This is a genomic window from Dyadobacter sp. 676 (genome assembly GCF_040448675.1).
GTDB lineage: Bacteria > Bacteroidota > Bacteroidia > Cytophagales > Spirosomataceae > Dyadobacter.
Genome location: NZ_CP159289.1, coordinates 1,653,913 through 1,679,710 on the forward strand (window position 1 = coordinate 1,653,913; position 25,798 = coordinate 1,679,710).

Annotated in this window: 14 protein-coding genes; 1 reads left to right on the forward strand and 13 read right to left on the reverse strand. The window is 50.6% G+C overall.

All coding sequences use genetic code 11. The features are described 5' to 3' along the window. Positions 1-135: 135 nt before the first annotated feature. The 7 genes from ABV298_RS07595 to ABV298_RS07625 form a co-directional block, all read right to left on the reverse strand. Complete coding sequence (locus ABV298_RS07595; protein WP_353721550.1) at positions 136-3,699, reverse strand: VCBS repeat-containing protein; 3,564 nt, start codon at positions 3,697-3,699, stop codon at positions 136-138. 101 nt (positions 3,700-3,800) lie between these two features. Continuing rightward, a complete protein-coding gene (locus tag ABV298_RS07600) occupies positions 3,801-5,540 on the reverse strand; it encodes a RagB/SusD family nutrient uptake outer membrane protein (RefSeq protein ID WP_353721551.1) in 1,740 nt (579 codons plus the stop codon). A 51-nt stretch (positions 5,541-5,591) separates the two neighbouring features. Next, positions 5,592-8,831, reverse strand: coding sequence for a TonB-dependent receptor (locus ABV298_RS07605; protein WP_353721552.1), 3,240 nt, complete (start codon positions 8,829-8,831; stop codon positions 5,592-5,594). A gap of 404 nt (positions 8,832-9,235) precedes the next feature. After that, positions 9,236-10,369 (reverse strand): carboxypeptidase-like regulatory domain-containing protein, encoded by a 1,134-nt coding sequence (locus ABV298_RS07610; protein WP_353721553.1) that lies wholly within the window; start codon positions 10,367-10,369, stop codon positions 9,236-9,238. Between the two features lie 108 nt (positions 10,370-10,477). Next, positions 10,478-10,954 (reverse strand): hypothetical protein, encoded by a 477-nt coding sequence (locus ABV298_RS07615; RefSeq protein WP_353721554.1) that lies wholly within the window; start codon positions 10,952-10,954, stop codon positions 10,478-10,480. A 24-nt stretch (positions 10,955-10,978) separates the two neighbouring features. Next, a complete protein-coding gene (locus tag ABV298_RS07620; protein WP_353721555.1) occupies positions 10,979-12,397 on the reverse strand; it encodes a SusD/RagB family nutrient-binding outer membrane lipoprotein in 1,419 nt (472 codons plus the stop codon). A 6-nt stretch (positions 12,398-12,403) separates the two neighbouring features. Further along, positions 12,404-15,520 (reverse strand): SusC/RagA family TonB-linked outer membrane protein, encoded by a 3,117-nt coding sequence (locus ABV298_RS07625; protein ID WP_353721556.1) that lies wholly within the window; start codon positions 15,518-15,520, stop codon positions 12,404-12,406. Positions 15,521-15,894: 374 nt separating this feature from the next. On the opposite strand from ABV298_RS07625, the gene ABV298_RS07630 reads away from it, so the two are divergent. Next, entirely contained in the window at positions 15,895-16,236 is a 342-nt protein-coding gene (locus ABV298_RS07630) for a hypothetical protein (protein ID WP_353721557.1), read from the forward strand. 100 nt (positions 16,237-16,336) lie between these two features. Here ABV298_RS07630 and ABV298_RS07635 read toward each other — a convergent pair whose 3' ends face one another. From ABV298_RS07635 to ABV298_RS07660, 6 genes are all read right to left on the reverse strand, one after another. Next, a complete protein-coding gene (locus ABV298_RS07635; protein ID WP_353721558.1) occupies positions 16,337-18,100 on the reverse strand; it encodes a phospho-sugar mutase in 1,764 nt (587 codons plus the stop codon). A 54-nt stretch (positions 18,101-18,154) separates the two neighbouring features. Next, the gene (locus ABV298_RS07640; RefSeq protein ID WP_353721559.1) at positions 18,155-20,845 is read right to left on the reverse strand and encodes a glucosidase; all 2,691 of its coding nucleotides are present in this window, start codon (positions 20,843-20,845) and stop codon (positions 18,155-18,157) included. 186 nt (positions 20,846-21,031) lie between these two features. Then, positions 21,032-22,768, reverse strand: a complete 1,737-nt coding sequence (locus tag ABV298_RS07645) for a D-alanine--D-alanine ligase (protein ID WP_353721560.1) — start codon at positions 22,766-22,768, stop codon at positions 21,032-21,034. Between the two features lie 133 nt (positions 22,769-22,901). Continuing rightward, a complete protein-coding gene (locus tag ABV298_RS07650) occupies positions 22,902-23,159 on the reverse strand; it encodes a NifU family protein (RefSeq protein WP_353721561.1) in 258 nt (85 codons plus the stop codon). A 68-nt stretch (positions 23,160-23,227) separates the two neighbouring features. Beyond that, positions 23,228-24,334 (reverse strand): iron-sulfur cluster carrier protein ApbC, encoded by a 1,107-nt coding sequence (gene apbC, locus ABV298_RS07655; protein ID WP_353721562.1) that lies wholly within the window; start codon positions 24,332-24,334, stop codon positions 23,228-23,230. A gap of 59 nt (positions 24,335-24,393) precedes the next feature. Continuing rightward, positions 24,394-25,395, reverse strand: a complete 1,002-nt coding sequence (locus ABV298_RS07660; RefSeq protein WP_353721563.1) for a GSCFA domain-containing protein — start codon at positions 25,393-25,395, stop codon at positions 24,394-24,396. Positions 25,396-25,798: the final 403 nt, after the last annotated feature.

Genomic DNA, 25,798 nt, shown 5'->3' on the forward strand with positions numbered 1-25,798 from the left:
CTGATTACAAACGCTTAACAAATACTGGTTTTTTAGAGTTTTACGCGACGCTCTCAAAACAGATTGAACAGCATCCGGATTATAAATGCAATTACATGCTCATCGCTTCGAATCAAATATCCTTTCCCCGTGCCGTCATTTAACAGGGCCGGTTACCATTCTTTCCTTCCCCGAAAAATCTGTTATTACAACTTTCCCGGTATTTGGCGGAACGAGAACCGAATGCCCCGAAGCGGAAAGAAAAGATGTCCCATAGCCTGGCTCCACCTTTCTGAACCTGTTATCCGGCAGATATATCCGGGCAGCCACATCTCCCGGTCCAAGGTTAATGACCCTGACCTTTTTTGTTGCTTTGTGAAACCGCAACGAATCCCTGTTTTGGGAAGTTATTGTAATCATATCTCCCGCATCCGACGCCAACCGAACGAGCCCCTTCATATTGCCATCAGCCGCATAGCCGCTTTCTGCGATGTTCAATGGACGAAAACCTCCTTTCCCGTCGCCTTTCAGTACAAGCCCGTACATTGCGTCGTAGCGTCCCACCGAAACTTCCGAACCATAGTCATTTCCCGAAAGCAGCAGGTCCAGGTTTCCGTCCTGGTCGAAGTCATCGGCGATCATTCCGAAAAGCGGGGCAAACTGCGCTTGCGCGGGCAATTCGCGCAGGATGAATTTTCCTCCGCCACGATTTTCTATGTAACTGCTTTTCATCCACGTTGCCGACAAATGCAAAGCGTCTTTTAATTCTTCGGGTTTTAGGATATCGGCCAGCCCCGATTCCGCGAATTTTCCGTATTCCTGAAAACGCTGGCGTACCTGGATAACCTGCTTGCCCATGTCATCCCGCGTGTTGTAAGGGAACTCCCTGTACGTCTCGTCCTGTGCTTTGTAGAATACCGTTGGGATTGCGTCGAAATAGCCGTCGTTGTTGAAGTCTTTGGCATAAACACTTACAGGCCGACTTTCCGACGCCCTGCTCAATGTGTTTGCCCCCAGATTTCCCCCGATATAGTCCATATCGCCATCGTTATCGAAATCACCGGCGACGAGGCTACCCCACCAGCCCTTTTTCGTTTCGAGGCCTGTTTCAATTTTCTTGAATTTCCCCTTTTCATTTTTCAAAAAAGTGGGCGGCATCCATTCGCCGGCGAGCAGCAGATCGGGCCACCCGTCGTTGTCATAATCCGTCCAGAGCGCATCGCAAACCAGTCCGATGCCCGCTAATTCGGGGGCTACGGCCGCGGTTGCATTGGAAAAACGCACTGTACGGCCTTTCGAATCGTTTCTCAGGATGTAACTGGAAACCGGCTTCGGATATTTCCCCGACTCTACCCTTCCCCCGATAAACAAATCCAGATCGCCGTCGCGGTCGTAGTCGGCGGCTTTTACACACGATCCATTCACCAGGAACGCCGGCAATGCAGCAGTATCGTCCGAAAATCGTCCTTTTCCGTCGTTCAGGTAAAGCCTGTTCTTCAATGCATCCGAACCTTCCCGGATTTCATAGCTTCCACTCACGATGTAAAGATCGAGGTCCTTGTCGCCGTCGGCGTCGAAAAGCAGCACCCCCATATCCTCGGATGCTTTTTCCGGCCCCTCCTTGCCGGGCAGCAGGTCCGCTACCTCAAACTTTCCGCCAGGGCCTTGAAGCAGGAAACGTCCCTTGTGCTGACACGCACCTCCCACAAAGGCATCTTCCAGCCCGTCCCCGTTCACATCGCCGACGGCCAGCCCGGGTCCGTATTGCGACATCTTGTGCGGCAGAAGTTTTTGGACATTAAAATCGATGATATCCATTTCCTCGTGGCGATAGGGAACATTCAGTTGTGAAGTAATGTCGTTAAAAATCGGACTTTCCAACTCGGTAGCCGGAATCGGCGCGACGACGGCATCCTTTTCGTTAACTTTCAAAATCTGATTGGCCCGGACATTTTTCAAAATCTGGCTCTTTCCGCCAGGCCATGTAATTTTAACCTGCTGCACAAGCCGTTCTCTACCCAATCCAAAATGCAGTACCGGTTCGACAGTCGATAAATACCCGCGATAGGGTGAGTTTTCTGCTATTTGCTTTTTACCATTGGCATAAACGATTTCGGCTATCGCGCCGACGCCTGCCCGATTATAACGCTCACCCGTAAACGCAATCCGCAAATAATTGCTTTCTGCCGGTTTAAGTTGAATACTATTGTTACGATAAACCATTGCGGAGTCGTTGATCCGGTTCACAACATAGTCCAGGTCGCCATCATTATCGAGATCCGCATATGCCGCACCATTCGAAAAACCCGGGGTTTCGATGCCCCAGTCGGAAGTCACGTCGGCAAAGGTGAGGTCGCCCCTGTTTTTAAATGCAAAGTTTCTGAGCCGGACGCTCGGAATGTAATCGAGCATCATCATAGGCGCCATAACACTCGAAACTTCGTTGCGATAGGCGATAAAGTCGAGGTCGGTAATATCTCTGGGAAAGCCGTTTGTAATGATAATATCCCGGAAACCGTCGTTATCGAAGTCGGTAACCATGGGCGTCCAGCTCCAATCCGTTTCTGCAATTCCGCTCAGCAAGCCTATCTCGCTGAATACCGGCGACTTTCCGGCGCCGTCGCGGCTGCCCATATTCAATTGCAGCGTATTCCGGGCTACCTGATACTGGTAGCCGAACAATTCATTGTTCTGATACGTGACGTAACTGTTCGCCGGCGTCATCATTTTCTTCCGGCGGTTGGTCGCGGGCATCATGTCCACTGCTACGATATCGACGAGGCCGTCGTTATTCACGTCCGCCACATCATTTCCCATCGCCGAATGCGATGTATGCTTGAAATATCCCGGCGCCCGGTCCGTGAACGTTCCGTTACCGTTATTGATGTAAAGCAGGTCGTTGGTAAGATAGTCGTTCGTAATATAAACATCTTTCCAGCCATCCTGATTGACGTCCGTTACATTGATACCGAGGCTGTAACCCTCGATCAGGATACCTGCTTCTCTGGATACGTTGGTAAAAACGGGGTGGTTAAGCGCCGCGTCCCAGTCATTCCGGTAAAGCCGGTCGGTCCGGCGCGACGAGCCATCGACGATTTTCTTATGGTATTTGTTCGGAAAATTGTTGTCGTCCATTTCGTTCACGATCAGGAACAAATCCAGGTCACCATCATTGTCATAGTCGAAGAACGCCGCATTGGTAGTATGTGTAGTGTCCGCGATGCCGTATTCTTTGCCCATTTCCCTGAAAACCGGCACCTTGTTTTCATCAAGTCCTTGATTTACATATAATAAATTCTCCCGCTCCTGTGCTACATCGCGTACGGATGCACACACGTAAATGTCCAGCAAACTGTCGTTGTTGATATCCACCAGCGCTACGCCCGTTGACCATTTATTTTTCGGCGCTACGCCTGCTTTTTCCGTGATATCTTCAAATTTGAAATTGCCCTTGTTCAGATACAGTTTGTTCGGGCTGGTGTTTCCTGTGAAATAAACATCCGGAAGACTGTCGTTATTGAAATCCCCTAATGCCACGCCGCCTCCATTGTACACGTATTCGAATGCAAGAATGTTCATCGTATCATTTTCGGCGATCCGGTTCGAAAAGCGGATGCCTGTTTCCCCGGCAGACAATTCGGTGAAAGTTTTGGGCTCTTTTTTACAGGAGGTAAGCAGGATGGTTCCCACCAAAACCGGAAGCAGGTACTTAACGAGCATTAGTCAGGCGCAATAAAATGACAAAATCACGATCTCTCGAAATTAACAAAAGGAGATGGCAACCAGATACCATCTCCTATAAATTAGTCAGGTTTAAATAGCTAAAAACCAGGGTTTTGTTTCAGAACATCGCTTCCCTGAAGGTCTATCTGGCTTTGTGGTATCGGTAGTAATTCATATTTAGCCGCAAATTTGGCATTGCCCAATGCGCCTGTAAGCTGCTTCGATTCGAACGTCAGGTATGCATTGAGCTCCTTCTCGGCCACTCCCCAGCGTACCAGGTCGAAGAAACGGTGGCCTTCAAGTGCCAGTTCCAGCTTTCTTTCGAAACGCACGGCTGCACGCGCAACTTCCTTGTCGGTCCACGCAGTTTTGTAGGTTCCGATCACATATTTCGCCGCGGGAGCGCCATTTTTCTTCACAAATCCATCCGCATTCGCCGCCCTGGCCCGGACCATGTTTATATATTCCCTCGCCTTTTCGAGTGTTCCCGCTTCGATTTCGGCTTCGGCCGCCATGAGCAGTACATCGGCGAAGCGGATCACCGTGAAGTTAATGGCGGTATAACCCGGCGTCCACGAGCTGTTATCTTGCAGTGAACCTACATCTGTTTTATAATAAGCATATTTTTTAGGGCTGTACGGGCCGCCGTTTGCCTGGTTACGGATCCAGTCGGCGCCGGGGTGGTCGATCCAGTCGAGGAACGGGATTCCGCGACGGCCCACCGTGTGGTCGAGGCGTGGATCGAGATTACCGGCGTCGGGGGTGAATTTATCTTTGGAAAGCAGGCCCATGTCGGATACGACTGCATTTTTATCCGAATTGTAGGAACCGTCGAGTAGCGGCAACCCGTTGGCATCGGTGCGGTGCGAGTTCACCATTTCAAAGCTCGGCTGAAAGAAACCGCAGCAGTTACCGGGGCCATTTGCACCGGTATTGTAAGGCCAGTTAAGGTCAAATTCAGGGTTGGCGTTGTTGACGCTACCTGAATTTGCTACCGCCTGCACGGCGAAAACGGACTCCGAATTGTTATCATTCGAAGCGCGGAACACATCAGCATACTTAGCTACCAATGCATATTTTTTACCATTGGTAGTCTGGCCATTTGCTATGATCTGGTCAAAAAGTGTTTTGGCCTGGGGGAATTTTTTCTGATAGAGATAGGCTTTTGCAAGATAAGAAGCCGCAGCCCATTTATTGGCGCGCCCGGCAGCATCCTGCGTTTCGGGTAAATTATCAAATGCAAATTGAAAATCAGCCTCGATCTTAGGCCAGAGGTCCGCATCGTTTTTTACCTTTTCAATTCCGGTGCCGTAATCAACCGACTCGTCTACATAGGGTGTATTCCCAAATGCCTTTTTCAGCTCGAAATAATAATGCGCCCGTAAAAACCGAGCTTCGGCAGTAATTCGTGTCTTTGTATAGTCCGAAACATCAGCATCAGCCTTTGCTACAAGACGCAGCACTGCATTAGCACGGGAAATACCCTCATAGTTACCTACCCACTTTTCAGAAATTACACCCTGAGTGCTCAAATATTCATAACGCTGGATCGGGTTAATATCGCTGTAATCGCCAGGGTCGGTACCTTTATTGGCATCGCCTCCCCGAATACTTCCCCAAACCCAGTTACTGGGACTGGCCATCCTTCCACCCGCACCTTTGCCGTTAATCTGACCATAAACCCCGACAAGCATACCTTCCAGTCCTTTATTGGAGGTAAGAAGCCCTTCACTCAGCGCACCGGTCGCTGGCTTTTCCAAAAAACTTTCTTTGCAGGAAAAAAACACCGTCATAACGCCGGCGACAATCACCATACTATTAGTTAATATCTTTTTCATCGATTCAGAATATTAATGATTCATTCCATGTAGTAACCATCCGTTTTAAGATCAGAAACCAAGGTTCACACCGAAAACCCAGCTTCTTGTGACAGGATAATTACCCACATCGATCCCGAATTGCGTATCCGCATTACCACCTACACCCGGATCGAGTCCCTGGTATTTGGAGATTGTAAAAATGTTGTTCGCCGAGGCGTATAATCTCAGTTTCTGCATTTTCAACTTGGCGAGCAACGCTTTAGGCAGGTTATAGCCCAGTGAAATATTCTGCATTCTCACATAATTGCCGCTTTCTACATAAAATGAGTTGGCTTGTGTGTTGGTACTGAAATTGGAAGCGCTTTCAAAAATGGGGATGGTAGCTCCGGTGTTCGAAGGCGACCAGGAATCTTTCACCCTTTCGCTGATAGCCGCTCCGGCAAACGAAGGGTAAAAGTCGGTAAACCATTTGGAAGCGTTGAAAATCTTGTTACCGATAGACGTGTACATATAAGTTTCAACTTCGAAGTTCAGATAGGTCAGTTTGAGGTTCAAACCGCCGGTGAATTTCGGAACAGGACTGCCCAGGTACTTACGGTCATCGGCATTGATGACGTTGTCACCATTCACATCCTCATAGCGGAAGCGGCCGATCCCCTTTCCGTCTTGCGCGGGTGCACGGTCAACTTCTTCCTGGGTCTGGAACAAACCGGTTACATTATAGCCGTAGAATGCCGAAAGTGAACGGCCCAGTTGGTTACGGATCGGCTGCAAACCGCGATAACTGGGATTAACACTCGCCAGATATTTTTCGCCGCGCAGGTCAGCGATTTCGTTCTTGAGAACGCTACCCGTTACATTCAACTCGTAGCCCAGCTTGCTACCGGCCTTGCCTTTTGTAATGATCTGGAAGTCGATTCCCTTATTGACAATGGTTCCCGCGTTCACATATGGAGGCGTTGCACCCGAACCTACCACAGCAGGTATACCTTGCTGGTACAACAGATCTTTGGAATCTTTCTGCCACAAGTCGAGGATCACGTCAAGTTTACCGTTAAGGAACGTCGCATCGAAACCAATGTTTTTGGTCACACTGGTTTCCCATTTGGCGTAAGCATTGCCGAGTTTGCTGCGGTAATAGCCTTCGGCAATATTTGAACCATTGTTGGAGCCTGCAATATCATACGCAGATGAGCCGATATTGGCAGAATACAGGCTATATTGATTGTCAGGACGCACAGCATTGGAATTACCCATTGTACCGTAGCCTCCCCTGATTTTGAGATCACTCAAAAAGGTAACGCCTTTCATGAAATTTTCAGAAGTGACGCGCCATGCCACCGACACCGCCGGAAAGACCCCATAGCGGTTAGCAGGACCAAAGCGCGAAGAACCATCGCGGCGCAAGACTCCCGAAACAATGTATCGATCATTAAAAATATAGTTTACGCGACCAAATAGCGAATAGAAGGTGACGCCATTAGCAAGCGCGCTGTTTACAGTTTTCGACTTTACATTTTGCATGTTCACATAGTCGATGCTGGTTGAGAAAGGATCAAGGCCAGTTGCAAACAGATCGCGGCTCTTGCCTGTGTTCAATGCTTCCTGGCCTATCAAAACATCCAGATTGTGCAAACCGAAAGTCTTGCGGTATTGTGCGGTATTAGTCAATGTCCAGGCAAAGCGGTATCCTGAGCCTTCACCGTAACCTACCGCCGAGTTATTTTCAGAGTTTTCATACTGGCGTCTTGAATAATTCCAGTAAGTATAATTGTTATACTGACCACCGAGGCTTGACCGCAATGTCAGGTTTTCAATCGGATCAAATTCAAGGTAAATATTACCAAAGCCGTTCGCATTGAAGGCATTATTATTTCTCATTCCGTCCCTGGTAGCGACCGGGTTTCTGGGATTGTTGAAGCCTTTCGCCAATGTTCCGGCATAACCGCCGAATTCGTCGTAAACCGGAATAATCGAAGGCATACGGAATGCGCTCAGGATTTCATTCTCGTCGTTCGCCACACCCTGTCCATTATTCGCTCCGCCAATGCCGAGCACCTGGCGATATGTTCCCTGGATATTCTCCCCGAATCTCAGGTTTTTAAGGATATTGAACTCCGTATTGACCCGGAAAGTGTAACGCTTGAAACTGTTGTTTAAAAGAATACCTTTCTGGTCCTGCAAGCCCAGTCCAACAAAGTAACGGCCGTTTTCGCCTCCCCCGGAGAAGCCGAGGGAATGCCGGGTAACAGGCGCCGTCCGGGTAATCGCGTCGTACCAGTCGGTTCCGGCACGGTTGGCCCTCACCACCTGATATATCGTCCCAGCGTTAGGATCGATATTGTATTTTTTGCGTTCGGCTGCAAGATCGACGGTACCGGTAACACCATACGTCCCCCCTACCATCAGATAATCCGGGATCACAGGCGTTGCGCCCGTACCGAACTGCGGATGCGTCCAGTTCTTGTCGCCCGGCTTCCAGCCCGAATTCCTGAATGCATTCCAGGTCCATTCGGCAAAATCGGTAGGGTTCATCATTTTCTGACCATTCCCCGGCGTGGTAAAGCCGACCAGACCATCGTACGTAACGCTCAACTTTCTATTGCGGCTGCCTTTTTTTGTGGTGTAAACAACCACCCCCGCTGCGGCCCGCGCCCCGTAGATGGATGCTGCGGCGGCATCCTTCAATACCGTGGTCTGATCGATATCATCGGGGTTTAGGAAGTCCGTCGAACCGACAGGCACCCCGTCCACAATATACAGCGGTTCATTGGCCTCGAATGAGCCAAAACCACGCACGCGGATCTGGCTGTTGGTACCGGGTTGCCCGTTGGTGATCACGGTTACGCCGGCAACCCGTCCCTGTAACTGCTGCTCCACGTTTCCCGATGGCACGGCGGTAAGGTCTTTCGCTTTCACGAGCGCTACCGATCCCGATGTTTCGCGCCGTTTGTCGGTTGTATAACCCGTTACCACCACTTCTTCCAGCGCGGCTACGTCGTCCTCCATTTTCACATCGAGCACCGATTGGTTGCCTACGGTAACCTCCTTGGTTTTGTAACCGACAAAACTGATTACAAGTACATCATTATCCGACCTCGCATTGATCGCGAAGCGTCCCTCGGCATCCGTATTCGCCCCGATCTGAGTACCTTTTATGAGGATGGTAGCCCCGGGGATTCCTGTGCCTGCAGGGTCCGTCACCACGCCAGTCACCCTTCGTTCCTGCGCAAAAGCCGTAAAAAAAGTCAGAACAAGGATGAGAAAAGCGAAGTAACCCCGAAGGGAATTTTTGTAGATTATTTTCATATTATTTAGTTAGGTTAATAAAATATTAGGCATACCAAATTTATCATTATTTGTGTAGATAATTAAACTAGTAAAAGACAAGATTTCATTTTTTGACAGAATAGTACTAAAAATTGATAAAATAGTGTTACAACTATTCACTATCGGTTACTTCTAGATTTTGCTTACAGAAGCACAATCAACCTCGTTGATGGCTTAAATATTATACAATATTACCATTTGCTTAATCGATCAATTAAGCAAATACGCATTGTATCCGATCGTTTATTTATGTAAACCGCAAAAAACCGGCCAAGGCCGGAGTGACAGCCAAGCACGGCCGGCATTATACGTGCGAGCTATAAACCGCGGTGATATTGTTTTTCATACCACGGGTTCAATGCTCGTTTAGTTCGCCCATGGAGCTATTCGTCGCGCTTCCAGTCGGCGGGCAAGAGGTTCGAGAAGCGGTCGTTACCAAGGTCTCCGGCAATTTCAAAACCCATCGGCATAACGACCCATCCCTGAGGGGTCGTTACCATGTAGCCCTGAGGGAACGTGATCTGTGTGTAGGCATAGGGCATGTCGGAATAGGGCGACCTGCCGCGTTTATTCATATTGAAGACTTCCAGCTGAGTAAGGGATACGACCAGCCGCTCCGAAGGAAGCTCCCCCGGACGTACAAGCCGCATCCCCCTGACCGGCTCGATGCGGTTATGGATGTGATTCGCAATCGTATTGTAGCCGTTTACGCTTCTGACGGATCTGAACATTCTCAGCGAATCCGGAATAACCTGAAAGACCTTGAAGCCCTGTTCCTGGAGGCTGTCAGCAACCATGCTGGTCAATAAATGTTTGAGCGAACCCTTGTAAGCCTCTTTCCGGTTTGCGCGCCATAGTTTGCGTTGTGCCTCGTCCCTGGCTTCGAGAAGCTCGAAACGCGTTGCGCCGCCGTAATAGACCTTTCCATTGTAATAATCGAAATCATCGAGATCCTGGTGAATGCGGTAGCCTAATGCATGGTTTTCGATGATCAGCGGTTTGACCGTCTGCGCACCAAGATGCCCGTCGTCGTCCTCCGAAATGCGCAGCACTTCCGGATTGAGGATTTTGCATTGTTTGCTGAATTTGCTTCGCCCGAGCAGTTCACGGGTGATGATCTTCAAATGCTTTTCGCGCTTTTTGTTTTTCTTCGCCGCAATGGTCACCCCCAGGAGCTCCTGCCCTTCCCGCAGCTTGAACAGCACGGTTTTGACACCCGGCTGCTCAAAACGCATCGTTTGCTTAACCGTTTCGTAGCCCAGAAACGACACGACGAGTTCCAGGTTACCGACGGCCAGATTGGGCAACCGGTAGTTACCGTTCTCATCGGAGTTGGTCCCTATCGTCGAATTATTGATAAAAACATTGGCAAATGGAAGCGGTTTACCGGTTTTCTCATCGGTAACCTTGCCTGTAAGCGTCACGGTAGCCGTCTGCTGCGCGTATGTGCGCGTTAGTGTAGCGAGCGTTAATATCCAAACAAGACGAAGGAATATGCTATTCAAAAGGGGGTGCATCGGCAGGATTCAAAGCTTTAAACCTCAAAGATAAACGAGGAGTTTGTAAACTCTGAACCACTACCCCAAATACCCCCTGTGGCGTTGCACACCCCTCCGCCTTTTCAATTATGGTTTCGTTTTCAAGGTCGCACTTTTACGGGAGGAAGCCAGCGAGTTTTCCGCAACGATTTCCGCAAAGATGATCGAAGTCACATTCCTGCCCTTTGGTGCGGTGATCGGTATTTTCATGACGTAATTGCGCAGCTCCGGATCATATTTCTGCGTACCGGCCGGAACCGTTGCCAGGAGCGTTTGCGTGCCGGAGGCAGTTGGCGCGGAATACACTTTAAATTCTTTCACTGCTATCTCGGAAGTGTATTCGATATTGACGTTGACCGTGCTCAGCGAATCGACGGTAGTGGTCGTCTGCAACACGCCGGCTGCATTATACACCTTCGAGTCGCCCAGCCAAACCACGGCGATCTGCGCGACTTTTCCATTGCTGACGAGCAGCTCATCGAACAGGTCCGGCTCTTTATAACAACCGGTCAGCAGAAACAGGCCGGCTACGCACATGATAATATGTTTGAAAATCGGTTTCATGATATTTTTCGATTAATGATGGATTTACTTTTCGATCAGCCACATCGCCGCTTCGGGGGCCTTCTGATTGGCTAGCACTGCTTTCGAGTTGCGGGTGATCTCCGAATCAGGGTACTTCATTCGCTGAATGCGTTGGCCATGTAAATCCGGATTGGGATTGGCCGGCATCGGAAAATCGAGGTAGTTATATTTCCGGATGTCTGTCCAGATGTCCCCGATCAGCAACATGGATTTGAATTTTTCCCTGATGATTTGCTCTGCGGTCAGTTTGGAAGCACCTATGTCAATTTTACTGTTTTTCAGAAAAGCGTCGATATCGGCATCGGCCACTCCTACTTTCTTCATATTAGCAGAAATCATTTCCCGATACGCCGCATAACCTTCTCCGGACGTACCCGCACCGCCATGCCGGACCAACCTTGCTTCGGCCTCGATGCCTTTCAGCTCGGAGTAAGTCATCATTACAAGCGGCGAATCGATGTTTGAATGCCAGGCTTTGCTATTCAGATCGACCGTCGAACCACTCCCCGAGCCTGGCACTACGCCGGAATAGACGGTCTGATTATTCTTCAAACCGATCACTTTGGAAAGCCGCGGATCCGCCACGCCCTGGGCCGTTCCGTTGAACAGGTCGACCAGGGTATTCGCGAAGGTTACCGAAAGATTTCCAGTAGTATTCGGAACAGCCACCTTGCTATACCAGGGGCTCAGGTTTTTGGAATTGTATTGCAACTGAAAATCATCCTCGTTCCCCTGCATCCCCTTTTCCAATGCGGCAAGCGCTGCCTGAGCGGTCTGTTGCGGATTTTTCGCAGAGCCATGCCACAGGTAGCGTGCACGTAACGAATAGGCCAGCCTCGTCCACTTGCCCAGGTCGCCCTGGTAAACGAGATCCTCACTGCCGGGCTTTGCGCCCGTGTTCCGGCCGAGTTCGACCACCGCTTCGTCCAGCAATCCGGCAATTGTGTCGTAAATCTGCTCCTGCGTGTCGTATGCAGGGGTGAAATTTTTCTGGTCCGCCTGCGAGCAGGGAACATTCTCCCAATTGACCGTCGCTAGTCCGAGGTTATAGGCCGTAAGCACTTTTGCAATGCCTACATAGGCCGGTGCCGCTTCCTCCCGGCCCTTTTTGATAATGGTGTTCAACTGCGGCAAGGCATATAAATAGAGCGCGGACCACCCCAGCGTATTGTCTGTTTCGGCATAGGTGTCGATCCCGTTGGCGCCCAGCGCACTTCCCAGCTGCTGCGCATACTGGCACGCCACGTATGCCTGTTGAAAACTGGCCTCTGCGGTGTAAAATTGGGCCGTTGGAAGAAGCTCCTGCATGGTGGCGTCGCCTTTGAGCGTTTTATCGACGTTGACGTCCAGGAACTTCTCGCAAGCCGTCAGTAGCAGCGCCAGCACAAGCATTAGTTGGGGTATATAGCTGATATTTCTCATGATTTCCTAAAAATTAAAATTGGCACCCAGCTGAAAACTGCGCGTAGCCGGATTATTCCGCCCCACAAAACCGATAATGTTCGTACCGGAGCCGAAGGTAAGCGCCTCGGGATCATAGCCCCGGAACGGCGTATTGAGAAACAGGTTCGTGCCGGTCAGATTGAACCGCACACCTCCTTTAAACACCGTTCCGGCCAATGCCGCTTTGGGAACGGCATAGGAAAGACTGACCGTCCGCAGCCTGAACCACGAACCGTCCTGAATATTGAACTGGGCGGAATTGCCCATATACCGCGCCGTGGAAGGGTTGTAAAACGAGTCGTCGAGAATAACCGCCTTGGTATTGGGCACATAGGTTACCGATCCATCAGCGCCCTCCTGCGCTACAACCCCTTTAAATACGACCTGCTCATAACGTCTTTCGGTGATCCTGATCGAACCGGAACGGAACGCGTTGCGCTCGCCGAGATCCACAACGTCGCCGCCTTGCCGCCATTCGAGCAGGAACGAAAGGCCCAGACCGCGATAATTAAAGGAATTGGTAAGGCCGGCCGTCCAATCGGGCAATGCATTCCCCCACGGAACGGTAACCTGGCTGGTAAGCGGGAAACCATTTGGCTGAATCAGCAATTGCCCGTCCGGCGCGCGCAGGTAATCGAGCCCCCACAGCTCGCCGAGTTTGCTCCCTTCCCGCACTTTCAAAACCCCGCGGCTGCCGTTGTCGAAATAGGAGATTTCTTCCAGCTCATCCGGCATTTCGATCACCTTACCCGCCATTTTGGTAAAATTCAAAGACATATCCCAGGTGAACCGCGCCGTTTGTACCGGCTTGTAAGTGGCCAGCAACTCTACCCCCCTGTTACGGATCAAACCGATATTGGTATAGTAAAATGAGTACCCCGAGACATTCGAAACCGGTGCACGGACGATCTGGTCCTTGCTGTCCATTGTAAAATACGTTGCGTCGAGCATCAGTCTGTTCCTGAAAAAACGCAACTCGGTACCAAATTCAATGGAAGTGGTACGTTCGGGCCGAAGATTATCCGCGGCAGTTGTCGAGCGGCGAATGTAACCCGGCACCGTATTCCCGAATGGAAAGTTATCGGCCAGTTCATAATACACGCCGATCACGTACGGATCAGTTCCCTTGCCCACTTGTGCCCACGAGGCACGAAGTTTCCCGTAAGAGAGAATATCGTTCCCGGGCAGGCTTTCGGTGAAAATATACCCGGCGCTGAACGATGGATAGAAAAACGAATTATTCGCTTTGGGCAGGGTAGATACGATATCGTTCCGGCCGGTCGCGTTGAGATACAGCATCTCCTTGTAGCTCAGCTTTGCATCCCCGAAGAAACTGACAATACGGTACTGCAACGGCGAATAGAAGCGCTTCTGCTGGTTACGGTAGCTGCCAATCTGATCGGTAAACGGCGCCCGCCAGCCCTCGCCGCGTTCATAGTAGCTGTCGGGCCGTTGGCTGCCCACGACCGAATTGCCGACCATGAGCGAACCATTCCAATTCTCGTTGAACTGCTTCGTTGCGGTCAAATACAAGTTGGAGTTGATTTCCCGATAGTTAATATTCTCTTTGATCAGGAAACCTTTGACCGCCGTTCCGACATCGAATGTACTGTCTACCTGCCGCTTACGGCGCTCGCTGAAAGCGTCCATCGTGATCTGGTATTTCGCGGCGAGCCAGTCGGTAATGTTATAATTCAATGTCAGATCGGCGATATACCGGTTAACTGCATCGATCCGCGGGCTCTTTTTAACGAGGTAGACCGGGTTGTCGGTAAAGCCCGGGAGTAAGTTTTTATAGGAACCGTCGGGGTTCAGGTAATCATTCACGTCATAGGTATTCGGCCAATACGACAACGCGCTGAACACCGATTTGTCCCCGGCAGGCGGGCGTTTTCCGCCGGAGCGGATATAGTTGAACGAACCCGATGCGGAAAAACGCTTCGTAAAATTGTAGGTGCCGGCCAATTTGCCCGAAGCCCGTTCGAAATAGGTAGCAGGCACAATTCCCTGCTGGTAATTATGCCCGGCCGAAAGGTAAATGTTGCCTTTCTCACCGCCCTTTGTGAGCGTGATATTGTTGTTCGTGCGGAAGCCGCTTTGGTAAAAACCACGGAAGTTATCGTAAATGCGGTCGGTGGTATTACCGATAATCGACGGCCCGAAAGACTGATACGGTGTCCGTTGGCGCACTTCCGTAGGGGAAATAAATTCACCGAAGCGGCCCTGAATGAAGCGCGTCTGAATATCGGGCGATTTCCCCAGTACATCCACCCCACCCGACAGCGAAACCGAGACATTCAACTTCCCCGATTTCCCGCGCTTCGTCGTAATGATTATGGCCCCGTTCGACGCGCGCAGGCCATACAGCGCCGTCGCCGCCGGGCCTTTCAGCACAGAAATGTTCTCGATATCGTCGGGATTGATATCGGCTGCACGGTTGGTATTTGCAAATTGCTCGGCCGCCCCCGGCGATGCCGAACCCGCGCTTGGCAGCGGATTGCCGGCGGTCGTCGCATTACTGATAATGATACCGTCGACGACAAACAGCGGCTGGTTATCGGCACTGCCGCTGAGGGAGGTAATCCCCCGTAAAATGATGTTCACGCCCGCGCCGGGTGCGCCACCCGAACCGGTAATGACCGCCCCGGCAATCTTGCCCTGCAATGCGCCCACCATATTCGGGTTGCCGGATTCCTTAATCTCTTCCGACCGGATAGATTGCACCGAATAGCCGATCGCCCGCTTTTCCTGCGTTTGGCCCAGGGCCGTCACTACCACCTCGTCCAGCACCGACGCGTCGGCTTCCATCTGCACATTCACATCTGCGCGTCGAGCTCCCAGCGTAACTTCCTGCTTCTTAAACCCAATAAAACTGAATACCAGCGTGGCCCCGCGCTCAGCCCTTACGGAATACTCGCCTTTTTCGTCGGTCGATGTGCCTTGCGACGTTCCTTTGACGCTCACGCTGACCCCGGGCATCTCCGTACCGTCCTTATCCGTCACTTTTCCCGTCACCGGTCCGTCCTGCCCCCACACGACATTCCAGCAAAACGCCATTACCAGGCTAAGCAACATCGAGTTGCCGTCAAGTAGTTTTTTCATCATATGTTAGTTAGGTGTCACTTATATGTTACATGTAATTTACAATCCGATCTTTAAAAAATATCATCCCTGGTGCAGTTAAGAGAATAACCACCCGATATCGGTTAGCCTGCGGCGCAATCCACATCGTTTAATTTCTCCTGCTTGTACAATTCCGGGCAGAAAAAACTTATTACTATAAAAATAGTTTGTTAACTATAAAAATAGTTTAATATTTACATCATTGAACCTGAAGAGCTCACCAGCAAGGATCTTACAAGGACCTGTGACCAATTAACCTGCCGACTTATGCTGATCCCCTACCTTATGAAAGTCAGCCTGGTGCTGGCTCTGCTCTCCGGTTCGAGACATTTTCGACGCTCAACCGGGCTCTGTTGTGGCTGAATGCGGCCGCCGCGTGGACGTTACCGTTGATCAGCCTGCCTGGCTGGGGACCGGTGGAAGTGCAGAGCAAATTCGATCGAAGCATTCCGAAAGTGATCGACAAGCTGCCGCAACCCGGCCACCCGATCGTGACCATTCAGCCGGAACGATTCGAAGCGGCAACCGCGGCTGTTCCACCCATGTCGGTAGCCGGCTGGATAATGGCAATATATCTGGCGGGAGTGGTAATTCTGGCGGCCCGCTTTCTCTATCGGACCGGGCGCCTGTGTATTCTGGTAAGAAAAAAATCGCACCGAAAAATGCCTCGACGGCATTTCCATCGTACGCGTTGAAGATTCCGCGCGTCGAAAGCATATCGTAGTGTATACGGAATAACAACAGAAGGCGGCCCGTTCGGGCCGCCTTCGCATTCACAGGTATTAGTGACTGCACCTATTTTAAATTCAACTCTTCCCCGATCGCCTTCACTTTCTCTTTCAGCGAAGCATATACGCTATCGAAATCCTCATTCTTTTCCAACGCAGCACGTACGCCTACGTAAAACTTGATCTTCGGCTCGGTACCCGACGGGCGGCAGGTGAATTTTGTACCGTCTTCGGTGAAAAACTGCAACACGTTCGATGATTCGATGCCCATTTCACCCGATGGAATGGAATCGGTATTGCCCGATTTGAAATCGGTCGTGGTCAGCGCTTTGTAATCGTCCATTCTTACGACAGGCGACCCCGCGATAGTTTTAGGCGGGTTAGCCCGGAAATCGGCCATCATTTGCTGGATTTCGTCCGCACCCGATTTGCCTTTTTTAGTGAGTGAGATCAACCCTTCATAATAGAAACCAAACTGTTTATAGATTTCCATCAGCATATCGAAGAGACTCAACCCCTTGTCTTTGGCATAGGCCGTCAGCTCGGCGATCATAGCGCAGGAAGCGATCGCATCCTTGTCGCGCACGGCATCGCCAATGAGGTAGCCGTAGCTCTCTTCGCCGCCACCGATAAATTGTTCCTTGCCTTCTTTCTCACGAATTACCTGTGCGATATATTTAAAACCGGTGAGCGTGTTATAGCACTTCACATCGTAAGCCGCCGCCATTTTGTCGATCAGGTCGGTGGTAACGATGGTTTTACATACGAACTGGGTTCCCGTAAGTTTGCCGGCGTCTTTCCATGCATTCAGAAGATAGTAAATAAGGACGCTGGCCGTCTGGTTGCCGTTCAGGAGCTGGATTTCTCCGTGGTGGTTCTTTACCGCGATACCAACGCGGTCCGAGTCGGGGTCGGTGCCCATTACCAGGTCCGCATCTATTTCCTTCGCCTTTTCAACGGCTTTGGACATCGCTTCGCTTTCTTCCGGGTTAGGATAAACGACCGTCGGGAATTGCCCGTTGCCTTTTGGTTCGGCCTGCTCCTCGATCACGGTTACCGCTTCGAAACCCATCCTGGCCAGCAATTGCGGTACCAGGGTGACACCCGTTCCGTGCAACGGCGTGTAAACGATTTTCAGGTCTTTCTGGCGTTCCAAAGCACCTTTCGAGATCGAGAGCGAAAGAATGTGGTTGATATATTTCTCGTCGACCTCGGCGCCGATTTTGGTAATTTTAGAGGCGTCACCGTCGAATTTCACCTGATCGATGGATGTGATCGCATTCACTTCCTCGATAATATTCTTATCGTGCGGCGCAACTACCTGAGAACCGTCGGTCCAGTAAGCTTTGTAGCCATTGTATTCCTTCGGGTTATGGGATGCGGTCACTACCACCCCGCTTTTGCAACCGAGCAAACGGATCGCGAACGAAAGCTCCGGTGTCGGGCGCAGGCCTTCGAAAAGGTATACCGAAATGCCGTTGGCCGAGAAAATATCCGCTATGATCTTCGCAAACTCATCCGACTTGATACGGCTGTCGTAAGCTACGGCCACGCTTTTCTCTTCGTTGGGGAATGCTTTGTTGAGATAATTCGCCAAACCCTGCGTCGCAGAGCCTACCGTATAGCGGTTCATACGGTTGGAACCGATGCCTATAAGCCCCCTGAGTCCACCTGTTCCGAATTCGAGGTCTTTGTAAAATGCGTCAGTCAGTTCAGTGTCGTTGCCCTCATCGATCAGCTGTTGAATGGATTGTTTTGTATCGATATCATAATCACCATTGAGCCAGCTGCTCACTTTGGTCATCACATTCGGTTCCAATTTTGCAGTCATAATCAAGTTAAATAGAATTAATTAAGAGAATTTTTAATGTATGTACCGTCATTCTTACTTACCGATCTCTACCGGTTCCTTCTCTACGGTCGAGAATTGTTCCCTGGCGGTTTTGTGAATAAGCTCCGCAACAAGGCCAGTCCAGCCCGTCTGATGGCTGGCACCACAGCCACGACCGTTGTCGCCGTGGAAATATTCGTAAAAAAGCACGTGCTCGTTAAAGTGAGGGTCCTTCTGCATTTTCTCATCGTGCCCGTAAACCGCACGCTTGCCTTCCGAGTCCTTCTTGAAAATGTCGATCAGGCGACAGGCAATGGCGAGCGCGGCATCCTTGATCGTCGTGAGGTTACCGGAATTCGTAGGGTACTCGATCATGAAATCCTCCCCGTAATAGGTATGAAATTTCATCAACGAATCGAAAATCAGGTAGTTCAGCGGGAACCAGATCGGGCCCCGCCAGTTCGAATTTCCACCCATAATGTCGGTCAGGGCTTCCGCAGGAGTGTAATCTACCTGCAAAACCTCCCCGTTGATGTAAAATTTGTATGGGTTTTCCTCGTGGTATTTGGACAATGCGCGAACGCCGTAATCCGAGAGGAACTCGCTTTCGTCCAGCATCCGCTTCATGATCATCTTCATCCGGTGCCCCCGCAGGATCGACAGCAGCCTGTTTTCTCCTTTGCCGGATTCGAACCACCTCGAAATCAAGCGTGCCAGGTCCGGGCGGTTCGCCAGCACCCATTCGACGCGGCGTTTAAAGACAGGCAGCTTGTCCAGGTTCTGGGGATCGAGGATTTCGACCGCAAAAAGCGGGATCAGTCCTACAATAGACCGCACCTTCAACAAAATGCTCTGACCGTTGGGGATGTGGATCACGTCGTAATAGAACTGGTCCTCCTCGTCCCAGAGGCTGATCGACTGGTTTTTCCCGCCGATCGACTCCATGGCGCCCGCAATGTGCAGGAAGTGCTCGAAGAACTTGGAAGCCATGTCCTGGTAAACTCCGTGCACGAGCGCGATCTCCACCGAAATACGCAGCATATTCAGCGTATACATAGCCATCCAGCCCGTGGCGTCGGCTTGTTGCAGTTTTCCGCCGAAAGGCATGGGAGTCGAGCGGTCGAATACGCCGATATTATCGAGTCCGAGGAAGCCTCCGCTGAAAATGTTGTTGCCCGTGTCGTCTTTCTGGTTGACCCACCACGTAAAGTTCAGGAGCAATTTATGGAATATTTTTTCCAAAAATTCGATATCTCCTACTCCGTTGTTTTGCTCGCGGTCTATTTCATAAACTTTCCAGGTTGCCCAGCCGTGTACAGGCGGGTTCACATCGGAGAAGTTCCATTCATACGCGGGTATTTGCCCGTTCGGGTGCATATAGTACTCGCGCAGTAGGATTTCGAGTTGCCTTTTCGCAAAATCGGCGTCTACCCTTGCCAGCGGTACGCAATGAAAGGCCAAATCCCAGGCCGCGAACCACGGGTACTCCCATTTATCGGGCATTGAGATGATATTGGCGGCATAAAGATGCTTCCAGCCCGAGTTACGGCCCCATTTCCGGCCCTGATTAGGCCCCGGTTGCGCGGGATCGCCTTTCAGCCATTCGTATACATTATAATAGTAAAACTGCTTGCTCCAGAGCATCCCGGCGTACGATTGCCGCTGGATCGAACGCAGGTCGCCATCCGCCACATCGCGCTGCAAATCGTCGTAAAACTCGTCGGCTTCGCGGATTCTTTTATTAAACAGGTCCTCAAAGCCTCCGAATGGTTCGGAAATCGAATGGTTTACAAAACGCAGCCGGAAAGTGGCGCTTTCGCCACCCTTGACGGTCCTCGTAAAACGCGCAGCCGCTTTCGTGCCGATGTTGTTCGGATTGACGGTATTGGTTTTCTGGCCGCTGACGATGTAGTCGTTAATGCCATCCTTCGGGTAAGCGGTATTGTTAGCCGTGCCGTAAAGTTTTTTGAAGTTCGTCTCGTTCTCGCAGAACAGCAATTCGTCCGCACCGTCGAGGTAGAGATTGTATTTTCCGTGTTTCCGATGCGTTACTTCGATGAGGCGGTTGGAAATACCGTTCATGATCGGCTTGTAGTTGAATGCCTCGTAGCCCCACGACCAGGTATTGCGGAACAGGATTTGCGGCAGCACCGTAATCGGCGCTTCGTTCGCACCCCGGTTAAAAACCGTCACCTTCATCAGGATATCTTCTTCATCGGCCTTGGCGTGCTCGATGAAAATATCGAAATACTCGTCGTTATCGAACACGCCGGTGTCCATGATTTCATACTCCGGGTCCTGCTTGCCCCGGCGCCCGTTTTCCTGACGCAGCTTGTCATACGGAAATGGCTGCTGCGGGTATTTATAAAGCATTTTGGTGTAGGAATGCGTGGGCGTGCTATCCAGATAATAATACATCTCCTTCACATCTTCCCCATGATTCGACTCCCGGTTGGTTAGACCGAAAATCCGCTCTTTCAGTATTTTGTCTTTATGGTTCCAGAAAGCGAACGAAAGACATATATGTTGCTTGTTGTCAGAAAAACCACCGATTCCGTCCTCGCCCCACCGGTACGCTTTGGAAAGGGCCATTTCATGGGTAATGTAGTTCCAGGCGTCGCCATTGCCGCTATAATCCTCCCGTACTGTACCCCATTGGCGCTCCGACAGATAAGGTCCCCATTTTTTCCATCCCTTATTTTCTTTTTGAAGACTTAACCTAACTTTTTCAGCTCCTTGTGCCATTAATCCGTCAATTTTTCGAAAGGAATGAATTTCAATAATTACCCAATTTAGAAAACCGGTTTTCAAAAACACCAGAAACCGGAAGAAAATTGAAAAAAATTAATACGGCGGTTTCCGGTTGCACGCAGCTTCACAAACACTTGTAATTAACTCATAATGAGCTACAATAAGTAACCAGCGAGCACTTTACGATAACAATGCAGGGTCGTCTATTCGGGTAATATCGTAGGAGACCTGACCTGCAAAAAAGGCGGTAAGGGGAGCCGCTTTCTGCGAGGTTTCAACCAGCAACGGATGCCGTTCCGCATGCAGCAACGCCTCTACATCCGAGACATATTCCTTGAACATCAACGGGTTCGGTAGCTTATAGAAATGTCCGTCCGCGGCTTTGAGAACAGGGACCGGCCTTACCTTTCCTTCGGCATTCAGCAGGCCGTAACGGCGGCGGGCTTCCGTGTAAGCTTCGTCGGTAGAATCGAAAACAATGTATTCTTCCGGTTTGGCAGCCGCAACATGGGCGGCAATACGATGATCGAGCTTTTCGAGCAACGCGCGGAGTGCCCACGTTTGCTTGCCGGTGCGTATGCGCTCGCGCAGCGATTGGCGGATCAGGTAAGTCAGCGCCTGGGTCACATTCAGGCCAATTTCGGCCATTTGTTTGAAAATGAATGAGGTCGGCGACATTCCCGGAATGGTGTTCGGGTCGTGGAGCAGGATAGTGCCGTTTTCGGTTAGGAAGCCGTCAATCCGCACGCATGAGTTGATCCCCAACTGCTGGAACGTGGCCGCGATCATTTGTTGGATTTCCCGGTTCTTTTCGAGCGTAGTATCCACTGGAGTGCGCTTGCGACTTGCGCCGGGCTTATATTTTGTATTAAAATCAAAAACCTCCACCATTTTAATCACCTCGCTCGGCGGTAATGCGAGCGGCGAACCGTCGTCGAACTGGATGCACCCGCAGGAAAACTCCTGACCGTTCACAAATTCTTCGATCAATACCTGGTCCTCCGCATTGGAACTGCTCAGTAACGCATGTGAATTGCCGCCCGAGAAATGGATTTCCAGTTCACTGATCAATGTTGTAGGGTGGTAAATCGTTTTGTCGCCCAGAATAACCGGAAAGCCGATGCCCTCGTCCAGGTTCGCGATTTTCTGCGCCCAGGCCAGTTTTTCCGCTTCATCCAGCGCTTTCCACGTTTCAGCATCGAGCTCGGTCTGGAAAAAGCATTGGTTTACAGCAGAAACGAACTCTTCCAGCGAATCCCCTTTCACAATGGCTACACCGATAGAAGAACCCTGGTGGGGCGCTTTGATCACCAGAGGCAGCCCCAGGTGCTTTCTCAAAACCTGGAACAACAACGGGTAATCCTTCGGGACCCACTGGCTGTATTTAAGCGTCCAGCTCTTTTTTTCCTGGCCATTCACCAGGGCGATCATCTCGTTTTGTAATATTTTATCGATTCCCACGGCAGAACCCATCAAACCCGGTCCGCTGTAAGGAATTTTATACCATTCAAGCAGCCCCTGAATGGCTCCGTCTTCGCAGTCCGGACCATGCATTGCCAGAAATGCGAAGTCGAAATGGTTTTTGAATTCCGCGGGCGCGATTAACCTTCCCGCCTCTCCGGGAACTTCCGCCGCGGCCAGTTCGGGAAAGGATTCTATATAAGCTTTAAAGCCATCTTTTTGTACGCCGGGCGCTGGATAGAACTCGCGGATTTCGGACGAATACATCAATTCCTTTTGCAGGAGGATAAACCCGCCGAAACTGTCCACAAAAACCGGTACCGGCTCAAAAAGTGACTTGTCGAGGTATTCAAATGCCGTTTTGCCACCTGCAAATGATATCTCCCTTTCGCGGGAGGGCCCCCCCCAAAAAAAATTCCGATACGCATGTCTGATAATCTGATTAATGCATTCCAATGATGCCCGCAATATAAGCGACTAATCGGGAGGAATCAATTACGGACTATTTACCGCACCGATTAAAACGCAAAAAGCAGTTCCCGTCTCAGGAAACTGCTTTTGATCAATGTTTGATATGAATTTTCCGTGCTTATGCCAGCTCGGGCACATTCGAAGAAACAACTTTGGTAATGTGAGGCACCGCCCTTCGGATCGATTCTTCCAGGCCGGCCCTGAAAGTCATTGCACTCATCGGACAGCTTTGGCAGGACCCTTGCAGTTCCAGCTTTACAATCATATCGTCCGTCAGCTCCACAAATTTCACATCGCCTCCATCCGCATGCAGATAAGGACGCACCGTTTCGAGCGCCTGCTCGATTAGTTCTATGGTTTTTTCTTTTGAATCCATTGTTAAAAAGTCTGTCTGCTAAGATGCAAGATTATATCCAAAAAATCAAATCATTCGACTGCTAACTGTCAAACCTGGATTTCAACAGCTTTTGTCTTCTCACGCGACGCATTCCGGATCGCCACCTGCTGCGCCAACGCCTCCGCCGCATTCATGAATGCCTCGTTCACGATCGGGTTGGTGTCCATTACGGCCGGCCGGCCATCGTCGCCCGCCTCGCGAATGCCCTGTACCAATGGGATTTGTCCAAGCAAAGGCACCTCGAATTTATCGGCCAGCGATTGTCCGCCGCCTTTTCCGAAAATATGATATTGGTGACCGGGCAATTCTTCGGGCGTAAACCACGCCATATTTTCAATTATACCCAGAACAGGCACGTTAATCTGTGGCTGTTTGAACATCGACAATCCTTTCACGGCATCGGCCAACGCCACTTTCTGGGGTGTCGTAACCACCACGGCGCCCGTTACCGGAACGGTCTGCACGAGCGTCAGGTGAATGTCGCTGGTGCCGGGCGGCAGGTCGATGAGCAGGTAATCGAGCTCGCCCCAGTCGGTATCGCCGAAGAACTGGCGCAATGCCTGGCTCGCCATCGGGCCCCGCCACACAACCGCGCTGTCGGGCGGCGTCAGGAAACCGATCGACATCATTTTGATACCGTACTGACGGATCGGGTTGATAAAATTCTTTCCGTCCTTCGGCGTAATCGTGGGCTGCATATTCTCCGCACCAAACATCACCGGAATCGAGGGGCCGAAAATATCGGCGTCGATAATACCCACCTTCGCGCCGGAGCGGTGCAATGCCATTGCGAGGTTGGCTGTTACCGTAGACTTCCCTACCCCTCCTTTACCGGACGAGATCGCGATCACGTTTTTCACGCCGGGGATTAGCGGGCCTGTATGGCGGGTCGTAGTTACATTCGCGGTAAGCTTGATGATCACCTCGACATCGGGGCTCAGGTGTTCGTGGATTGCGTTCTCGCAATTCTTTCTGATCAGTTCTTTAAGAGGGCAAGCGGGTGTTGTAAGCACTACCGTAAACCGCACCTGGTTTACACCTATTTCTATATCCTGGATCATACCGAGCGTCACCAGATCTTTTTTCAGATCAGGCTCTTCCACAGTACTCAATGCCTGTAATACTTTTTCCTTATTAATTGTAAATTCTCCCATTATGATGGCTGGTACATTGACTCAATACTATGCAACACGAAATATGGCCAATGAGTTTGTCACATTCCGGGAAATTCTCCGATCCTCCGCTCCACTTCCTCCATTTCCGCGGAAACGTCCAGATTTCGCGAAAGCGCATTAAGCTTGCTCCACAGCGATTTCAACATTTTCAGATGCCCCTGTGTGAGGCCGTGCAATGGCCGGTGCGCCAGGCTGTCCCGGATGGGCGCCCATTCTTTCATGAGCTTCACCGAACCGGCATCGATATAGTTTTCCGCAAAAACATTGAAAATATATTCCTCCGCCGTCGCACCCGGATGGATCAGGTCTTCTTTATAAAACCGGTAGTCGCGGAGCTCGTCAACCATGATCTCGTACGACGGAAAGTAATCCACATGCTTGTATTTCTCGGAAAGCCGGTGGCATACGAGGCGCAACGTCGACTTGCTTACCTGGTTAAGCGACAGTGTATCGCGCGTGTGGCGCACCGGGCTTACCGTAAGCATAATGCGTAGCTTGCGGTTGAACGGGATTAGCTTCTGGATGAGCTGTTCAAATGCGATGGCAATCTGGTCGGGATGCAGGAGCTCTTTAATGAACCGATCGGCGGGCATTTTATGGCAGTTACCGACGATCAGGTTCGTTTTCCGGTGCCGATAGGCGTAAGCCGTGCCCAATGTGATCACCAGTAAACCGGTTTCGCTCAAAAATTCCCGGATTTCGTCCAGCCTGTCCGAAAGCTGCGCATCCAGCGCCCCCTGTCCATTAGCCCATTGCGACGAATGAAAATCGTGATGCAGCCAGATGTGATCCGGATTTTGGAGGAACAATGCGGGGTTCGGCCTTTTCTCCTCTACCGCGCTATCCAGTATTTTACAGATCGTCAGCGGGTTAAACACCGTCCCTAACGAATTATTGAGCACATCGAACTTATAACCAGCCAGCTGGCCACCCAGCACTTCGGCAAAACAGGAGCCGATGGTCAGTATTTTGGTCTGATGGTCAATCTTCCAGTCGGGGGGATCCAGGGCAACCTCGGTACGCAGCTTTATTTCCTTCATTACATAAAAACGACAAGCGGGCCACAAAATTAAGCATGAAAACCACAGGATTTCACTGAATGCTGAGGTTTAGGAATTTATAATTCGGGTTATGGGGATTTTTTATATGTTTGAGGGAGAATATTTACCACACTATAAGCAATTTGATATGGAGGAAACTGGCTACCCGTTTAAACTTGTTCGTGAAAGGACTTTCTATCGCTTTGAGAGTGTTAGCGCAAACAAAACAATAAAAAAGCTGTTGTAATTTCGAGGGTAACGGGAAGCCCGACACTACATAACCTGGCGTTGTTAGACGCCGTAGAATATGACCATGGACCGTAATCCAGGAATCCAACTCACTCCCGCCCAGGAGAAATTTATCGAGGAAAAAGTAACATCCCTCGAAAAATATATTCACGTC